A 16992-nucleotide genomic window follows, 5' to 3' on the forward strand; every position below is an offset into this window, starting at 1 on the left:
CTCAACCTCGAGACCCCAGCCAACCGGCTGAACCAGCTGCTGCACGCAGCCTAAACCCCCGGCGTTGCTCCGACTGCTTGACTTTGCCGGCGCCGCATGGGCCGGAAGTGACCCCGCGTTGCTCTTCGGGGGAGGGGGAGGGGGACGGCTCAGGCGCCCGGGCCTGCCAGGGCCCGCCAGAGGAAGTGCTGGCTGCGGCTCTGCAGCGCGGCGGACTGCCGGTTGTCCGAAGCGCCCGCATGGCCGCCTTCCAGTGCCTCGTGGAACCAGACATTGGGGATGCCCATCGCCTGCATGCGGGCGGCCATCTTCCGCGCCTGGACCGGGCCCACGCGGTCATCCGAGGTGGCCGTCCAGATGAACGTCTCCGGGTAGTCCATCCCGTCCCTGAGCAGGTGGTACGGGGAGAACGTCTTGATGAAGTCCCACTGTTCGGGAACGTCCGGATCGCCGTATTCGGCAATCCAGGAGTGCCCGGCGGACAGCTTGGAGTAGCGGCGCATGTCCAGCAGCGGGACCCCGCAGGAGACCGCCCCGAAGAGCTCCGGGTAGCTGGTGAGCATGTTCCCCACCAGCAGGCCTCCGTTGGAACCGCCGACGCAGCCAAGCCGCTCGCGGGAGGTCACACCGCGGGAGATCAGGTCAGCGGCCACAGCGGCGAAATCCTCGTAGGCCCGGTGCCGCTTCTCCTGCAGCGCCGCGCGGTGCCACGAGGGTCCGTACTCGCCGCCGCCGCGGATGTTCGCCACGACGTAGACGCCGCCGCGGGTGTGCGGGGCATCCCCCACGTGCCCGGCGGTTTCCTGGGTGCGGCGTTCCAGCCAGGCACGGCCGACCGCGCCGCTGTAGGCGGGGGTCCGGGAGACCTCGAAGCCGCCGTAGCCGGAGAGCTGTGTCGGGTTCTGGCCGTCCAGCACAAGGTCCCTGGATGCCACCTGGAAATACGGCACGCGGGTGCCGTCCCTGGACACGGCAAAGTGCTGCTGGACCTCGTAGGCGTCTTCGTTGAAGAACGACGGCGAGGTCCGGATCACTTCGTGCCTGCTGTCCACACCGCCCCGGGCGGTGCGCGTCAGGGTGCCGCGGGTGAGGGTGCTGGGCGTGGTGAATCCGGTGGCCACGAGCCAGAAGTCGTTCCCGGCACCGGGGGCCTCCTCGTCGGTTACCGGGGCTGCGGCGTCGGTACCGTCATCGTCCGTGTCCTCGTCCGTGCCAACGGCGGTGTCCTCGTCGTCGACGGCGTAGGCGTTGACGTCGTGCAGCGGCGGGCAGGCATCCAGCACGGTGGAGGCCCAGGCGGTGTCCGTCCCGGGAACCCGCGGATCGAGGACCCGGATCTCCGAGGAGACGTCCCGGAGCAGGTTCAGCAGCAGGAAGTCCCGCGTCCAGCTCCAGGACTGCAGGGAGGTGTGCGCATCCGGGGCGAACAGCACCGACAGTTCCCGGCTGCCGGCCAGGAACTCCTCGAAGCGAGCGGCGAGCAGGGATCCTGCCGGGTGGGTCGTTGCGCCGACGGTCCAGTCCTTTTGGGGCCGGAACAGCAGCCAGTCGCGGTGCGAGCTGACGTTGACGTCCACGGGCGCGTCGAGCTGCACCCACCGGCCGTCGCGCAGCACCGAGGTGGTCTTCTCGAAGAAACTGATCCAGTCCACGGCAAAGGTCCGCTCGAACCCCGGGGTGGAGTCGTGCGCCACGAGGGCCATCATGTGGTCCGCGGGGATTTCGAACAGCCGTTCCGCCGTGGCCAGGGTTCCGCCGCGGCGCAGCCTGACGCCGGTCCGGGCGTAGGAGGACGTGGTGGCGGGCAGCCCTTCGGCGGTGGAGGAGACCAGCAGGGTGTCGGCGTCGAGCCAGGAGGCGTTGCCCTTCGCTGTCGGCAGGTCGAAGCCGCCGGCGGCCGGATCCACGAAGCGGCGGGACTCGACGTCGAACTCGCGGTAGCGGTTCGCGTCGCCGCCGTCGGGGGAGAGCGCCAGCAGCGCCAGCCGGTGCGGTTCACCCGCGGCCGGGCGCAGGAAGTTGGCGCCGTGGAAGACCCATTCCTCGCCCTCCGCCGCGGCGAGCGCGTCCACATCCAGCAGGACGTCCCACTCCGGATCCCCGCCGCGGTAGCTGTCCCAGCCGGTCCGGCGCCACAGCCCCTTCGGGTTGTCCCGGTCCTTCCAGAAGTTGTAGTACCAGTCGCCGTGCTTGCCGACCAAGGCGATCCGGTCGGTGGAGTCCAGCACCTCCAGGATGCTGCCTTCCAGCGCGGTGTACTCCGCGTCCTCCAGCAGCTCCTCGGTCCGGGCGTTCTGCTCCCGGACCCAGGCCAGCTGTTCCTCGCCGTAGATTTCCTCAAGCCAGATGTTCTCGTCAACGGGTTCGGGCGCGGTGCCCTCGGCGGTGTCCGCAGGGGCGGTCGCGGCGGGACGGTCGGACTCGGGCGGGGGAGCAGCTTCGGCGGTGGTCATTTTTCCATCCAAGCAACATCGGCGCGCCAGTGGCAAGTCAAGCCGAAGCCCCGCGGAACCTGTTCCGGGGACATCAGGCCGGTCGGGGCCGTGTGCCGGTAGCGGATACGCTGGATGCCGTGGGCATATCGCAGAGCATCCGGACGGCAGTGATTGGCGCCGGCCCCCGGGGCACGAGCGCGCTGGAGCGGCTGCTGGCCAACTGGGTGCCCGCCGGACCGGACGCCGTCTTGCACGTTGATGTCATCGACCCCTATCCCGCGGGGCCCGGACACGTCTGGCAGCCCGGCCAGTCCCGGCTGTTCCTGATGAACACGCAGGCGTTCTATCCCACCGTCATTCCCGAGGACCCCGAGCTCGCGCGGCCGCTCGCCGGCCACACGTTCGACCGCTGGCGGGAACTGCAGGAGCACCAGCCCCACCCCTCCCTCACCGCCGAGGACCGCGCCGAACTCTCCGGGCTGGGGTCCGCGGACTTCCCCAGCCGGGCCCTGTACGGGCGCTACCTGCGCTCCACCCTGGAAGAGCTGCTGTCCCGACTCCCGGCCGGCGCCACGGTGGACTTCCACAACACGACGGCGACCTCCGTCCGCCACGCTGCCGCGCCCGGGCCGGGGGACGACGGGCGAGTGCGGTTCGACGTCGGACTGGCCGACGGCGCGGTCCTCACCGTCGATTCCGTGGTCCTGGCTCTCGGCCACCTGGAATCGCGGCTCAACCCCGAACAGCGCGAACTCCAGGCGGCGGCGAAGGCGTTCGGGCTGCTGTACCTGCCTCCGGCGGCTCCGGCCGACGTCGACTGGGCGCTGGTGCCGGCGGTCAAACCGGTGCTGGTGCGCGGGATGGGCCTGAATTTCTTCGACGCGATGGGCCAGCTGACCGAAGGCCGCGGCGGACAGTTCCTGCCCGGTGAGAACGGCGGACTCAGCTACCTTCCCTCCGGCCGCGAACCGCGCATCATCGCGGCCTCCCGGCGCGGCACCCCGTACCGGGCCAAGGCGACCCTTGCCGGCTACTACCCCGGGGCGGTGACACTGAGGTACTGCACCGAAAGCGCGGTGGCGAAATTCGCGGAGGCGGGAATCCGGCCTGCCTTCGACCATGACCTCTGGCCGCTCCTGCACCGCGACGCTCTCTGGGCCTATTACTCGACGCTGGCGCGCTCGCAGCCCGGCGCCATCCTGACGGAGCCGAGGGAGTTCCTGAAGGCGCTGGAGGAGGCCCTGCATCCACGCGCGCACTCCGCCGCGAAATGGAACGACCTGGTCGACGACGTGCTGGAAATCCACGTCCGGCCCGCGCACCGGCTCAACCTGCTGGGACTCGCGGCACCGCTGGCCGGGAGGTCGTTCGCCTCCCGCGCGGAACTCGACAACGCTGTCGTCGAGTATCTGCTCGACGACGCCCGGCGTTCCGCCCTCGGCGAGGACGACCCGGTGAAGATGACCATCGGCGCCCTGCACCACGGCCGGGCCGTGCTGAAGACCGCCGTCGCGGACGGGGGGATCACCGATGAATCGTGGGTCGCAGGCCTGCGCGGCTGGTTCGAATCCTTTGTGGAAGGCCTGGCCAGCGGTCCGCCGGCGCTGCGGTCCGAACAGCTTGCCGCCCTGGTCAGGGCCGGCGTGGTCCGGTTCGTCGGCCCGGACCCGAAGTTCGGCGTTGACCGCAAGGCCGGGACCTTCACGGCGGTCTCGCCCTGGGTGGGGAACAGCGCGGACGGCGGTCAGGGGGAAATCGTGCGGGCCGTGGCCATGGTCGAGGCGCTGGCGCCGGCCAACAAGGTCCCGGTCAACGAGTCACCCCTGCTGGAGCAGCTGCTCGCCGAAGGCCTGGTCCGCCCGCGGCTCATGATGACGGTGGAAGGGGCGCCGGTGCCGACGTCCGGGCTGGACGTGGCGCCGCATCCCTACCGGCCGCTGGGCGCAAATGGCTCGGTGACTGAGGGCCTGTATGTCCTGGGACTGCAGCTGTCCGCCGTGCAGTGGGGTACCGCCATCGCGGCCGAGGCCCGGCAGAAGAGCGGACCGTTGTACCGCAGCGGCCAGCGCACCCTGCGGGACGCCGATGAAATTGCCCGGGCCATCCTCGGACGCTGACCCAGTGCCGCCCGCACGCCCGAATAATGGGCATGCCCTCCGTCCGCGTCCGCGAAACGTCGCGAAAAATGGGCATGCCCTCCGTCCAGGCTGAGCACTGGACATATGGGCTATATGTCCAGTGCCGCAGCCCGGGGGAGGGCATGCTCACTGGTGCAGGGCTACGAAGCTAGCCCCTGAGGCACTTCTGGTACTCGAGCCAGGCAAACGTGTACCTGATCCAGCCCTTGAAGTCGTACCACTTCTGCGGCTTGACCGGGGCGGTGCACGTCGGCGGGGCGGGAACGCTGGCTCCGACCAGGACGGCCGTCTTCACCACGGTTCCGGACTCGACGGCGGTGAGCACCAGGGTGCCCGTGCCGGCCGCGGCGCCGGCGGGAACCGCAACCTGAACCGTGGCGGCACCGGCGGACACCGGCACCGTGCCCAGGGCCGTGACGGTGCCGGCCGCATCCGTGAACTCGGCGCGCAGCGAGGTGTTCACCGGGCTGCCCAGCGAGGTGAGATCCAGCTTGGAGACGGCCAGAGTGATGGCCTGCCCGCTCTTGACCTCGGCGGCCGTGGTATTCACCACGGCAACGGAACGCCGGGCGAAGTCCGGCGAAACCGGGCTTTGTGCCTGCAGGTACTTGATCCACGCGTCGCGGTCCACGAGTCCGGAGTCCTTGGTGTTGGCGCCGGATTTGAAGATGCGGAAGTTGTCACCGCCCGTAGCCAGGAAGCTGAACGTTCCGATCCGGTAGGACTGCGCCGGGTCGATCCGCGCGCCGTTGACCCGGATCGAGGTGATCCGGTCACCGGCGGCGCGGGCGGCGTCGTAGGTGTAGTTGACGTTCTTGGACAGGCCGAGCTGCTGGTAGGCGCGGCTGGGAACCGTGCCGTCCGGGTTGGTCTGCCACTGCTGTTCCAGCAGCGTCTTGAACTGCTCGCCGGTCAGTGAGGTGGTCCACAGGTTGTTCACGAACGGCAAAACCGCGTTGGCCTCGGCGTACGTGATGGTCCCGTCCGGCGCGTAGTACAGCTCGTTGCGCAGCCCGCCCGGGTTGGCGACGCCGATCTCGGCGCCGCCCAGTTCCGGGGCCTTGAGCGAATCAACCAGGGAATCCGCGACCAGATTGCCCAGGGTGGACTCGCTGCCACGGTCATCGCGTGCTGCCGGAGTGGTGCCGGTGGCGGGCGTGAACGCGGTGGTGATATCCGCGCTCACCTTGCCGACCGGCTGGTTCCCGACCACTGCCGCGTCGGCCAGGGCCTTGTCAACGATGGTCTTGACGGCGGCAACCCGCGGGTAGGCGGCCACGAGGTCGGCTGCCGGCTGGTCAGCTGAGGTGGTGCGCTTGACGTTGCCGGCCTTGTAGCCGGTGACCGCCTTGGTTTTCGTGTCGATGGTGAGCTGGATCTGGCCGATGAACTCGCCGTAGTTGCCGGTCTGGACGATCGGGCGGGTCTTGCCCTCACCGCCGGGGACCGGGGCGTCCCACGCGTACTGCTTGTGGGTGTGGCCGTTGAAGATCGCGGCAACATCGGGGGTGACCTCGGTGACCATTCTGGCGAAGGGGCCGCCGGCGGCGACTTCCTGCGCCAGGGTGGAGCCTTCGGGCGCGCCGGAACCGGCGCCGTCGTGGTTCTCAACAATGATCACGTCGGCCAGGTTCTCGGCCTTGATCTTCGCAGCGACGCGGTTGATGGCGTCAACGGCGTCGCCGAACTCCAGGTCGGCGATCCCGGCAGGGGTGACCAGCGACGGCGTTTCCTGCGTGACCGTGCCGATCACGGCGACCTTGACGCCGTTCATGTCGAGCACGGTGTACTCCGGCAGGACCGGCTCGGTGGTGCCCTTCTTGTACACGTTGGCACCCAGGTAGGGGAACCTGGCGTTGCTGCCGCCGGCGATGACGCGGTCACGAAGGTCGGCCCAGCCGCCGTCGAATTCGTGGTTGCCCACGGCCGAGGTCCGCAGCTCAAGGGCGTTCAGCACGTCGATGGTCGGCTGGTCCTTGGCAACGGACGAGGCGAACAGCGAGGCGCCGATGTTGTCGCCGGCGGAGAGGAATGCCGTGGTGCCGGGGGCGGCCGCGGCCCGCAGCTTCTCGAGGGTGCCCGCAAAGAACACGGTGTTCGAATCGATCCGGCCGTGGAAATCGTTGATGCCCAGGAAGTTCAGCTCAACGCTGGCGGGCGTGGAAGGCAAGTCGAGCCCCACCACCACCGGATCGTGGTCGCTTGCCCGGAACTGGTCCGGAGCGTAGTAGTCGGTCACGTTGTTGTTGTAGCGGCTGTACTCCAGGGCTACGGACTCCACGGAGTTGATGTTCCAGATGTCGGCGCCGGTGACGACGGCGTTGGCGGCCGGTGAGGCGAGGATGTGGTCCAGGGAGCCCACCAGGCCGCCGAAGAGGTAGGAGTGCTTGGCGGAACCGTCGGCGTTCCGGGCCTTTTCGTCCTGGTTGACGTATCCCGCGGCCGTGAAGACGTTGATCGGGTCTTCCTTGGCGTAGGCGTTGAAATCGCCGATCAGGAAGACCTTGTCGGTGCCTTGGACGGTCTGCAGCTCGGTGGAGAACGCGAGGAGGGACCGGGCCTGAGCGGTGCGGGCGAGGTTGGAGGCGCCCTGGCCCTTGTCGGTGTCCTCCGGAGTCGCGGCTGAGCCCTTGGACTTGAAGTGGTTGGCGATCGCGATGAACTTCTTGTCATCGGCCGCGCCGACCGGCTTGAAGACCTGCGCCAGCGGCTTGCGGGCATTCGCGAAAGCGGCGGTGTCGTTGTGGATGATGGACTCGCCCACCGGCTCCGCAGCGGACTTCTTGAAGATGAAGGCGGTGCGGATCATGTCCTCGTCGGCCAGCGGGGGGGCGTTGGCGGGGGTGCGGACGTAGTCCCAGATCCCCGGAGTGGCGATGTTCAGGGCATCGACCAGCTTGGCCAGGGCGTCGTCACGGTTCTTGCCGAACTTCGCTGAGTTCTCGATTTCCATGAGGGACACGACGTCGGCGCCGGACTTGGTGATGGCGGCGACGATCTTGTCCTGCTGGCGCTGGAGGTTCTCAGCGTTGGCCGCGCCGCGGGCGTCGCAGCCGCCGCGGACGGTGATCGGGTTGCCGGCGCGGTCCGTGTAGTAGGTGCATCCGGTGAGCTGGTCACCCGTGGTGGGGAAGTAATTGAGCACGTTGAACGAGGCGATCTTGAGGTTGCCTCCCACGGCCGCCGGGGCCTCCGTGCGGGTGGTGGCTCCGAAGCTGGCGGGCTGGACGGCCTCCGCGTTGGCGGGGGTCAGGTGGGTCAGCGGCTGGAACTTCCAGGAGCCGTTGGCGTAGTTGAGCACCACATTGGTCTTGAAGCTCACCGGCGCGCCCACACGGACGGGGTCAGCCGTGGTCAGGTACGGGAGTTCCAGGGCCTTGGTGCCGGCGTCCTTGAGAAAGTTGGTGGTGGCGCCGTCGTCGAGCTTGATGCCGCGGGCGGCATTGGCGGCGACGGTGGCGGTGTATTCGGCGGAGCCGTAGGGCGCGACGGCGGTGGGCTGCTGCAGCGGGGTGGTGCCACCGGCCAGGCCGATTTCGCCGTACTGGTTCAGCGAGTAATTGTCAGTGACCGTAACGGGTCCCTGCGGGGTCAGCAGCATGCCTTCGAGCGCCTCGCGGAAGGCCTCCTCGGCCGGGAGGGCAAATCCGGTGGCCTTGGGCTCGGGGGCCGCCTCGGTGAGCTTCAACAGGCCGGCCGCCGCCGGAACCGTCACCTGGGTCATGCCGAAGTATTCGCTGACCGCGCCGGTCACCTCGACGTAGTCGCCGATCTGCACGGAACCGGCCGTGGCGGCCGAAAAGACGAAGATGGCGTCCGACGCCGAGTGGTTGGCCGGGGTGAGGTCCCCGCCGGTGCCGGGGGTCTGGATGTAGTAGCCGGCGAAGCCGCCGGTGGGGAAGGCCGCGGTGACCTTTCCGCGGGTGATGACCGAGGTTCCGACGAACGGGCTCGCGGCGCCGTCGCCCTGGATTTCGGCGATGGTCCTGGCTGCCGGGGGGGTGACGGGGCCGGGATCGACAGGAGGATCGACCGGGGTGGCTGCACCGTTCGGGGCCTTGGGGGTGATCGTGGCGTTGAGGCTGAAATCGGCGGAGTTGTTGTTGCTGTCCACGCCGTTGCTGCGGTTGACGCTCTTGACGTCACCGGTGCCGGAGGGCGTCTTGGCCGCCCCGGTCTCGAAGGTCAGTGAACTGCCGTAGCCGAGGAGGTCGGCCACATTGGCCGGTTCGACGACGGAGCCGGTGGCGAGATCTGTTACCGCCGTTGCCTGCTTGGCCAGCACGATTGTTCCGCCTGCGATGGCAGGGTTGAAGCCGCCGGCCGAGACGTCGGCGGCGGGCAGGTCCAGCCCGACAGTGCCGTTGCTCCCGCCCTTGAGCAGATAGTGGCCCTTGGCCGCGATGGTGCCCGTGAGGGGAACGACACTGCTCGGAACGCCGGTACCCGTCGCGTTGCGGTACTGGAGGGACCAGCCGTCCAGCGGGACCGGGGCGTCGGAGGTGTTGTACAGCTCGACGAACTTGTTCTTGAAGGCGGCTCCGGCGCTGCCGCCGCTGAGGTACGCCTCGTTGATGATCACTGGCGAGCTGCCAGCCGCGGCCGGGGTGGCCTCCACGGCGAACGCGGGCACGGCCGCCAGCGGGGCTGCGATGAGCCCCGCCGACAGCGCTGTGCCCAGCGCTGTCTTCCAAGGTATGTGTTTCATCCGCTCTAACTCTCATTAGGTGCCCGGGTAAGGGCTGGGTGGAAGGTGCCCGCATGATGCCGCGGACCGCCGGTCCCTGCTCCTGGTCAAGCAGGTCCCGGCACATCAAAACAGGGGTGAATGAACGCGGTGTGTCTTGCACGTGCATTCGGCGAGACGTCCCCCAGTGGAACGAGTCACAGCCGCCACGGGCCTCCCACGGTGCGCCCCAGCGACGGATTTGGTGAAGCTTCTGACCTGCGTCAGTTTGAGCCCGCCTGGCGCGGAGGCGGCGGGCATGGCAAGAAGAATACCGGCCAGTAATCGCCTTTGAGGCGGCTGGCCGGTATTGCCGGGGGCAGTTTTACGGAAGGATTTCCCGAAGATTTTCCTCAGTTGTTTCTGAGGCTCGCCCGGGTGCTCAGGTGCCCTGCGGCCTGGTGCCAGCACCTGACGGTGCGGTGTCCGCAATGATTTTGAACATGGCGCCGGTGGGGTCAGCCAGCGTGGCCAGTCGTCCGAACGGGCTGTCCTCTGGCCCGTCGATCACGCGGGCGCCCATGGCGACGGCCCGTTTGAGGGCGGCGTCCGCGTCCGCAACCGCGAAGTAGACCTGCCAGTTGGATGGGACCTCGGCAGGGAGGTAACCCGCGGCATCCATGATCCCGGCCTTGGCGGCATCTCCGGCGCCCAGGGTGGTGTACCGGAAATCAGGGGTGTCACTCATGACGTCCGTGTCCCAGCCGAACACGTCCTGGTAGAACTTCACCGCGGTGCCGTAGTCCTTGGTGTGCAGTTCATGCCAGGCGGGGGTGCCCGGTTCGGCCGCGAGCCCGTAACCCTTCATTCCGCCCGGCTGCCACACACCGATGGATGCCCCGGTGGCATCGGCGATCATCGCCATGCGGCCTTGGTCAGGAATGTCCATGGGCTCCAGATAGACCTGTCCGCCGTGCCGGGCCGCAGCCTGGACGGTGGCCGCCGCGTCATCCGAGCGCAGGTACGTGCTCCAGGTGTCCGGCATGCCCGCCATGGCCTCGTCCTTTTGCATCATGCCGGCAACGGGCTTGCCGTCCTTCGCCGCCATGATGTACCCGCCGTACTTCTCCTGGTCGCCCGTCTCGAAGGTCCAGCCAAAGAGCTCCCCATAGAAGACCTTGGCCTTTCCGGTGTCCGAGGTCATCAGGTCGATCCAGCATGGCGCGCCGTTGGTGTGGTCCGGTGTAGGCATAGTGGGCTCCTTCTCTGCTCTGCGGCCCCGGCGCGTGCTGGCACGCCGACGGATTCAACCGGGTGGTGAAGACACAGAGAGACTATTCCCGGGCAGCGACGGTTTCAATGGTTCCCGGTTCCTGGCCCGGGCCCGTGATCGGTGTCCGTCAGTGCCCCGTCGGTGCCTAGCGGGCAGATCAGGGCGCATTCGCTCCCCGCGTCCGCCTTGATCTGCCCACGAGCGGCGACTCGCACCCGTCCCCACCAGCTCGTCCGCCTTGATCTGCCCACGAGCGGCGACTCGCACCCGTCCCCACCAGCTCGTCCGGCTGCCAGCACCTGTCCGCACCCACGGCCACCTCCGGCGCGCCGATGCCATCCGACCGATTCCACAGCCCCGCGCGGGGCTGTGGATAACCCGACGCGGCCCGCGCCGCGTTGTGGCCTAATGGGCCCATGGCAACAGCGAAACCGCTGCCGGAGGAACTGGCGGCACGGTCCTTCACTATCAGCGAGGGCCGGCTGTGCGGCATTTCCCCGTGGCGGGCGAAGGCGAAGGACATCCATGTGCCGAGCCGCGGCATCCGTGTTCCGGTCGGACCGCAACAGTCGTTGCTGGAAAGGGTGCGGCCGTACACGGAGCTGGGGACGCCCGACACTGTCAGCTACTACTCCGCGGCCGCCGTCCACGCCTTCAAGCTCCCGGGCAGCCTGGCGGAAGGGCGTTCCACAACAAGGTCTGGCCTGCTGCACCTGACCAGGGCGGGGTCCGCCGCTCCCCGCCGGAAGGGCGTCGTCGGCCACCGCGCCATGCTGGAGCCCGCCGATATTGTCATCCTGCACGGCGTCCCGGTCACCTCCATTTCCCGGACCCTGCTGGACCTCGCGGGGACGGGTGCGCTGACGCTCGAGGACCTCGTTGTCATCGCGGACGACATCGTCTGCGAGCATGTGCGCTACCTGCACCCGCGGACCGCGCGCATGACGTTGGAGGAACTTCAGCGCTATGCCGGGAGCCGCCGCCCGGTGGCGGGTCTTCGCCTGCTGAGGAAATCGCTTGGGCTGGTCCGCGTAGGCGTCGACTCACCCCCGGAAACCAGGCTCCGCCTGCTCTTTGGCCGCTCCGGGCTGCCGGCGTTCGAGCCGAACTACGTACTGCTGGATGAACAGGGCACTCCGCTGTGGATCGACCTGGCCTGTCCTGAATTCCACCTCGCGGTGGAGTACGACGGCGGCCATCACCTTACGCCTGCGCAGCAGCTCGCCGATGCGCTGCGTAACGAACGCACCGTCGGTGCGGGCTGGCGGCAGCTGGTAATCAACAAACTCGACGTCCGGAATGGCGATGCCTGGGTGCTGACGCGGGTGCGGCAGGCACTCCGGGGTCAGGGATGGCCCGGATAGTCATGCCCAGCGGATGATTACCCATCGCTCCGGATCCTCGGCTCGGCCTCGCCGGCGCGGTCGCGCCGCGCGGGCAGATCGGGGCGCATTAGCGTCCCGCACCCGCCCTGATCTGCCCGCGGCCCAGCCAGGTGCCCCCGTCCGCGTCCCGCACCCGCCCTGATCTGCCCGCGGCCCAGCCAGGTGCCCCCGTCCGCGTCCCGCATCCGCCCTGATCTGCCCGTGGCCCGGCCAGGTGCCCCGTTAGCGTCCCGCATCCGCCCTGATCTGCCCGCGGCCCGGCCAGGTGCCCCCGTCCGCGTCCCGCATCCGCCCTGATCTGCCCGTGGCCCGCCACGCAAAAATACCCCCGGCTCCACCGTAAAAGCGGAACCAGGGGCATTATTCGCGGAAGGTAAGAGATTCGAACTCTTGGTACGGGGTTACCGCACACTGGTTTTCAAGACCAGCTCCATCGGCCGCTCGGACAACCTTCCCTAACGAGTAGTGTTTCATAGGCAGTCGGCAGCAACAAAAAACGCGTTTGCGCTCGCGGACACGGGTAACTCCTCCGCCTACTCTGGGAGAAGGCGCTGCAGATGTGCCGCAGGTGCATCCCTGCAGGGAGCTGCAGCAAGTTTAGTTAGGAATCGGGAGTTCTCCATGAAGGCCGTCTACATTTCAGAGCCGGGCGGACCCGAGGCACTGGTGGTCCGCGAGGTCCCGTCCCCGGTGCCCGGCACCGGCGAGGTGCTGATCGACGTGGTCGCCGCGGGGCTCAACCGCGCCGACGTCCAGCAGCGCAAGGGCCACTACCCACCCCCGCCCGGGGCCTCTGACATTCCCGGCCTGGAAGTCTCCGGCCGGATCGCCGGCTTCGGGCCCGGCGTCACCAAGCCGTTTTCCGTGGGGGACAAGGTCGTCGCCCTGCTGGCCGGCGGCGGCTATGCCCAGCAGGTCGCCGTTCCGGCCGGGCAAGTCCTGAGGGTCCCTGACGGCATCGACGTCGTCACCGCCGCATCCTTGCCGGAGGTGGCGGCGACGGTCTATTCCAACCTGATCATGACGGCGCAGCTGCAGCCGGGCGAGACCGTCCTCATCCACGGAGCAACCGGCGGCATCGGGACGATGGCCATCCAGCTCGCGAAGGCGTTTGGCGCCGTCGTGGCCACCACGGCAGGGACGGCGGAGAAGGTCGGCACCGCCAAGGCCTTCCTCGGCGCCGACATCGCCATCAACTATGCCGAGGAGGACTTCCCGGATAGCCTGCGTGCGCAGAATGGGGGCAAGGGAGCGGACGTCATCCTCGACGTAGTCGGGGCCAAGTACCTCACACAAAACGTGGATGCGCTCGCGGACTATGGGCGGCTGGTGGTGATCGGGCTGCAGGGCGGGGCCAAGGGTGAACTGGATCTGGGCAAGCTGCTGAGCAAGCGTGCCGCGATCATCGCCACGGCGTTGCGCCCGCGGCCCGTGGAGGAGAAGGCCGTGATCATGGACGCGGTCCGCGACGCGGTCTGGCCGCTGCTGACCGATGGCCGCATCCGGCCGCTGGTGGCAAAGACCTTCCCGCTGGAGCAGGTTGTTGCCGCGCACCGGTATTTTGACTCCGGTGACCATGTCGGAAAGATCCTGCTGGTTCTGTAAGAGGTATTCCCGTTGGGGCATATCCCGAATTGCTTCGGTGTTACGAATGACTGTAATGTAATTCCATGCGCGGTATACACGCGTCTTGGGGCGCGTGTATGCTGTCGTCCCGCTACCCTCCGGGAGCATCATGTCCATCCGTCACAGCCTCCTGGCCCTCCTGCAGGACCGGCCACGCTATGGCTACCAGCTGCGGATCGAATTCGAGGACCGCACCGGATCCACCTGGCCCCTCAATATCGGGCAGGTCTACACCACCCTTGACCGCCTGGAGCGCGACGGCCTTGTCCGCAAGGAGGGCACCGACGGCGAGGGCCACGTCGTCTACACCATCACCCCCGAGGGACGCGCCGAAGTCCGCACCTGGTTCACCTCGCCGGTTCCGCGGACCAGCCCTCCCCGGAACGAACTGGCCATCAAGCTTGCCCTCGGATTGACGCTGCCCGGCGTCGACGTTGGCGCTGCCATCCATGCCCAGCGCGCCGTGTCCATCCGGGCCCTGCAGGAGTACACCAAGGCCCGCCGCGATACGGCATCCCAGCACCGGTCCACGGACACCGCCCGGCTGCTGGTGCTGGATTCGCTCATCTTCCAGACCGAGGCCGAGGTGCGTTGGCTTGACCTCTGCGAGGCCCGGCTCATGCAGCTGGCCGGCCCGTCCGTCTGATATCCCGCCCGTACCCGGGTCCCTGCGGGTAACATGCGGCCGTGACAGCCCCGCCGATCGGCGCGTTGGCCCGACCGTTCGCCGCGTCGCCGGGACCGTCTGGCGCAAAGCCGTATCCACGGATCGCGGTCGTTGGTAGGGTGCCTTGGGGCATATCTGTCAGGTGGATTTGCCCGGTCGGGGTTTCTCAAGGAGGAGACATGGGCACAATGCCAGATGGCACGTCAAAAAACTTACTGGTCGACGACGGCATAACGCCGGATCCGGCACTGCCGCCCACAGCCGTGGACGAGTCCGTGCGCGAGGGCGAAGAACGCAAATGGACGCCGACCAAGATCGCAATCTGGGTGGCAATCTCCCTGCTGGGCGCCGTGGCATGGTTCATGCTCGCGATTGTCCGCGGTGAAACGGTCAACGCCATCTGGTTCGTGTTCGCCGCAGTGTCTACGTACCTCATCGGTTACCGCTTCTACTCCAAGGTCATCGAGCGCTTCCTGCTCAAGCCAAACGACCGCCGGGCCACCCCTGCGGAGTATAAGGCCGACGGTAAGGACTACGTCCGCACGGACCGCAACGTCCTGTTCGGCCACCACTTCGCCGCCATCGCCGGCGCCGGGCCCCTGGTGGGCCCGATCCTCGCTGCCCAGATGGGCTACCTCCCCGGCACCATCTGGATCATCATCGGCGTCGTGTTCGCCGGAGCAGTCCAGGACTACGTCGTGATGTTCTTCTCCATGCGCCGCGGCGGGCGTTCCCTGGGCCAGATGGCCCGCGAGGAACTCGGCGTCATCGGCGGCACCGCCGCGCTGATCGCCACCCTGCTGATCATGGTCATCATTGTCGCCATCCTGGCCCTCGTCGTCGTCAACGCCCTGGCCGAGAGCCCGTGGGGGGTCTTCTCCGTCGGCCTGACCATCCCGATCGCCCTCTTCATGGGCGTCTACCTGCGGTTCATCCGCCCCGGCAAGATCATGGAAGTCTCGCTGATCGGTTTCGTGCTGCTCATGGCCGCCATCATCGGCGGCGGCGTCGTCGCCGCTACCGAATGGGGCGAGGCCCTCTTCACGCTGGACAAGGTCACCCTCGCCTGGGCCCTCATCATCTACGGCTTCATCGCCGCCATCCTGCCGGTCTGGCTGCTCCTCGCACCGCGTGACTACCTCTCCACCTTCATGAAGATCGGCGTCATCGTGATGCTGGCCCTGGCCGTCATCGTGGTCCGCCCGGAAATCACCGTCCCGGCCTTCAGTGAATTCGCCAGCCGGGACAACGGCCCCGTCTTCCCGGGCGCGCTGTTCCCGTTCCTGTTCGTCACCATCGCCTGCGGTGCGCTCTCGGGATTCCACGCCCTGATCGCCTCCGGCACCACGCCGAAGCTGATCGAAAAGGAACGCCAGACCCGCTACATCGGGTACGGCGGCATGCTGATGGAGTCCTTCGTGGCCGTCATGGCCCTCGTAGCGGCGATCTCCATTGATCGCGGGCTGTACTTCGCAATGAACTCCCCGGCTGCCCTCACCGGCGGCACCGTGGAAACCGCGGCCGCCTGGGTCAACAGCCTCGGACTCTCCGGCGTCAACATCAGCCCGAACATGCTCGCCGAAACGGCCGCCAACGTCGGCGAGACCAGCATCGTCTCCCGCACCGGCGGCGCCCCGACCCTGGCCGTGGGCCTGGCCCACATCATGCAGCAGTTCATCGGTGGCACCGCCATGATGAGCTTCTGGTACCACTTCGCCATCATGTTCGAGGCGCTGTTCATCCTCACCGCTGTCGACGCCGGCACGCGCGTTGCCCGGTTCATGCTGCAGGACTCGATCGGCAACTTCATCCCCAAGTTCAAGGAGCACTCCTGGCGTCCCGGCGCCTGGCTCGCCACCGCCGTTATGGTCGGCGCCTGGGGCGCCGTGCTGCTGATGGGCGTCACCGACCCGCTGGGCGGCATCAATACGCTGTTCCCGCTGTTCGGCATCGCCAACCAGCTGCTGGCCGCCATCGCACTGTCCGTCTGCCTTGCGATCGCGGCGAAAAAGGGCTCCTTCAAGTTCATTTGGATCGTGGCGCTCCCGCTGGCCTTCGCAGCCGTCGTGACCATCACGGCCAGCTATCAGAAGATCTTCTCCTCCACTCCGGCCGTCGGCTACTTCGCGAACAACGCGGCGTTCTCCAAGGCACTCGAGGAGGGCAAGACCTCCTTCGGCACGGCCAAGACCGTTCCGGCGATGGAGGCCGTGGTCCGCAACACCGCGATCCAGGGCTGGCTCTCGGTCATCTTCGTGGTGCTCAGCATCATCGTCATCACGACGGCCCTGATCGCCACGTCCAAGGCGTTCCGCAACGCCAAGGCCGGCCTGGCCACCACCAGCAACGAGGATCCGGCGCTGCCGTCGCGTGTCTTCGCCCCGGCCGGCCCGGTCCCCACGGCATCCGAGCGGGCGCTCATGGCCCAGTGGAACCAGCTGCCGGCGGACAAACGGGCCGAGACGTCCGCCCACCACTAATGCGGAGGCACAGATGAACGCTGTAGTTGCAGGCTTCCGGGGATTCGCCCGGTACCTGGGCGGTGTCATGGGTGCGGATGCGTACACGAAGTACCTCGCGCACCACGCCGAAGCAGGCCACGGCACCCAGCCGATGACCGAGCGGGAGTTCTGGCGCGACCAGACGGACCGTCAGGACGCCAACCCGCAGGGCCGGTGCTGCTGACCGGCTTCGGCTGAGCGGCGCCGCCGCTGCAAAAGGGCGCCGCCGGGCACACTAGTGCCCGGCGGCGCCCTTTGCTGTTTGTTGCACCCGTTATTGCGCTTTTCATTGGGTCCGCGT

Annotated in this window: 9 protein-coding genes and 1 tRNA gene; 6 read left to right on the forward strand and 4 right to left on the reverse strand. The window is 68.0% G+C overall.

Annotated elements, in window-relative coordinates; genetic code table 11:
• Nucleotides 1–149: 149 nt before the first annotated feature.
• The gene (locus ACZYZ3_RS15755) at nucleotides 150–2453 is read right to left on the reverse strand and encodes a prolyl oligopeptidase family serine peptidase (RefSeq protein ID WP_463964755.1); all 2304 of its coding nucleotides are present in this window, start codon (nucleotides 2451–2453) and stop codon (nucleotides 150–152) included.
• A gap of 119 nt (nucleotides 2454–2572) precedes the next feature.
• Here ACZYZ3_RS15755 and ACZYZ3_RS15760 point away from each other — a divergent pair, with 119 nt between their 5' ends.
• Nucleotides 2573–4552: an FAD/NAD(P)-binding protein gene (locus tag ACZYZ3_RS15760; RefSeq protein WP_463964756.1), complete on the forward strand. Its 1980-nt coding sequence runs from the start codon at nucleotides 2573–2575 to the stop codon at nucleotides 4550–4552.
• Nucleotides 4553–4721: 169 nt separating this feature from the next.
• Here the strand turns inward: ACZYZ3_RS15760 and ACZYZ3_RS15765 are convergent, their stop codons facing one another.
• Together ACZYZ3_RS15765 and ACZYZ3_RS15770 are read right to left on the reverse strand one after the other, a co-directional pair.
• Nucleotides 4722–9281 (reverse strand): ExeM/NucH family extracellular endonuclease, encoded by a 4560-nt coding sequence (locus ACZYZ3_RS15765; protein WP_463964757.1) that lies wholly within the window; start codon nucleotides 9279–9281, stop codon nucleotides 4722–4724.
• 400 nt (nucleotides 9282–9681) lie between these two features.
• Nucleotides 9682–10491 (reverse strand): VOC family protein, encoded by an 810-nt coding sequence (locus ACZYZ3_RS15770; RefSeq protein ID WP_463964758.1) that lies wholly within the window; start codon nucleotides 10489–10491, stop codon nucleotides 9682–9684.
• A 437-nt stretch (nucleotides 10492–10928) separates the two neighbouring features.
• On the opposite strand from ACZYZ3_RS15770, the gene ACZYZ3_RS15775 reads away from it, so the two are divergent.
• Nucleotides 10929–11876, forward strand: coding sequence for an endonuclease domain-containing protein (locus ACZYZ3_RS15775; protein WP_463964759.1), 948 nt, complete (start codon nucleotides 10929–10931; stop codon nucleotides 11874–11876).
• A gap of 388 nt (nucleotides 11877–12264) precedes the next feature.
• Here the strand turns inward: ACZYZ3_RS15775 and ACZYZ3_RS15780 are convergent.
• A tRNA-Ser gene (locus ACZYZ3_RS15780) sits at nucleotides 12265–12352 on the reverse strand.
• Between the two features lie 166 nt (nucleotides 12353–12518).
• Between ACZYZ3_RS15780 and ACZYZ3_RS15785 the strand changes: the two genes are divergently transcribed.
• The 4 genes from ACZYZ3_RS15785 to ACZYZ3_RS15800 all read left to right on the forward strand — a co-directional run bounded on the left by ACZYZ3_RS15785 (nucleotide 12519) and on the right by ACZYZ3_RS15800 (nucleotide 16875).
• Nucleotides 12519–13502 (forward strand): NAD(P)H-quinone oxidoreductase, encoded by a 984-nt coding sequence (locus tag ACZYZ3_RS15785; RefSeq protein WP_463964760.1) that lies wholly within the window; start codon nucleotides 12519–12521, stop codon nucleotides 13500–13502.
• A gap of 130 nt (nucleotides 13503–13632) precedes the next feature.
• Nucleotides 13633–14169: a PadR family transcriptional regulator gene (locus ACZYZ3_RS15790; RefSeq protein WP_463964761.1), complete on the forward strand. Its 537-nt coding sequence runs from the start codon at nucleotides 13633–13635 to the stop codon at nucleotides 14167–14169.
• Between the two features lie 200 nt (nucleotides 14170–14369).
• Nucleotides 14370–16670, forward strand: coding sequence for a carbon starvation CstA family protein (locus ACZYZ3_RS15795; RefSeq protein WP_463964762.1), 2301 nt, complete (start codon nucleotides 14370–14372; stop codon nucleotides 16668–16670).
• A 13-nt stretch (nucleotides 16671–16683) separates the two neighbouring features.
• The gene (locus ACZYZ3_RS15800; RefSeq protein ID WP_463964763.1) at nucleotides 16684–16875 is read left to right on the forward strand and encodes a YbdD/YjiX family protein; all 192 of its coding nucleotides are present in this window, start codon (nucleotides 16684–16686) and stop codon (nucleotides 16873–16875) included.
• The last annotated feature ends 117 nt before the right edge of the window (nucleotides 16876–16992 follow it).

This window comes from Pseudarthrobacter linnaei (assembly GCF_055412825.1).

Excerpts from the sequence above, each read along its gene's own strand:
- ACZYZ3_RS15790 (WP_463964761.1), top strand. The coding sequence starts at position 13,633 with ATGTCCATCCGTCACAGCCTCCTGGCCCTCCTGCAGGACCGGCCACGC.
- ACZYZ3_RS15775 (WP_463964759.1), top strand. The coding sequence starts at position 10,929 with ATGGCAACAGCGAAACCGCTGCCGGAGGAACTGGCGGCACGGTCCTTC.
- ACZYZ3_RS15800 (WP_463964763.1), top strand. The coding sequence starts at position 16,684 with ATGAACGCTGTAGTTGCAGGCTTCCGGGGATTCGCCCGGTACCTGGGC.
- ACZYZ3_RS15795 (WP_463964762.1), top strand. The coding sequence starts at position 14,370 with ATGGGCACAATGCCAGATGGCACGTCAAAAAACTTACTGGTCGACGAC.
- ACZYZ3_RS15755 (WP_463964755.1), bottom strand. The coding sequence starts at position 2,453 with ATGACCACCGCCGAAGCTGCTCCCCCGCCCGAGTCCGACCGTCCCGCC.
- ACZYZ3_RS15785 (WP_463964760.1), top strand. The coding sequence starts at position 12,519 with ATGAAGGCCGTCTACATTTCAGAGCCGGGCGGACCCGAGGCACTGGTG.
- ACZYZ3_RS15770 (WP_463964758.1), bottom strand. The coding sequence starts at position 10,491 with ATGCCTACACCGGACCACACCAACGGCGCGCCATGCTGGATCGACCTG.
- ACZYZ3_RS15765 (WP_463964757.1), bottom strand. The coding sequence starts at position 9,281 with ATGAAACACATACCTTGGAAGACAGCGCTGGGCACAGCGCTGTCGGCG.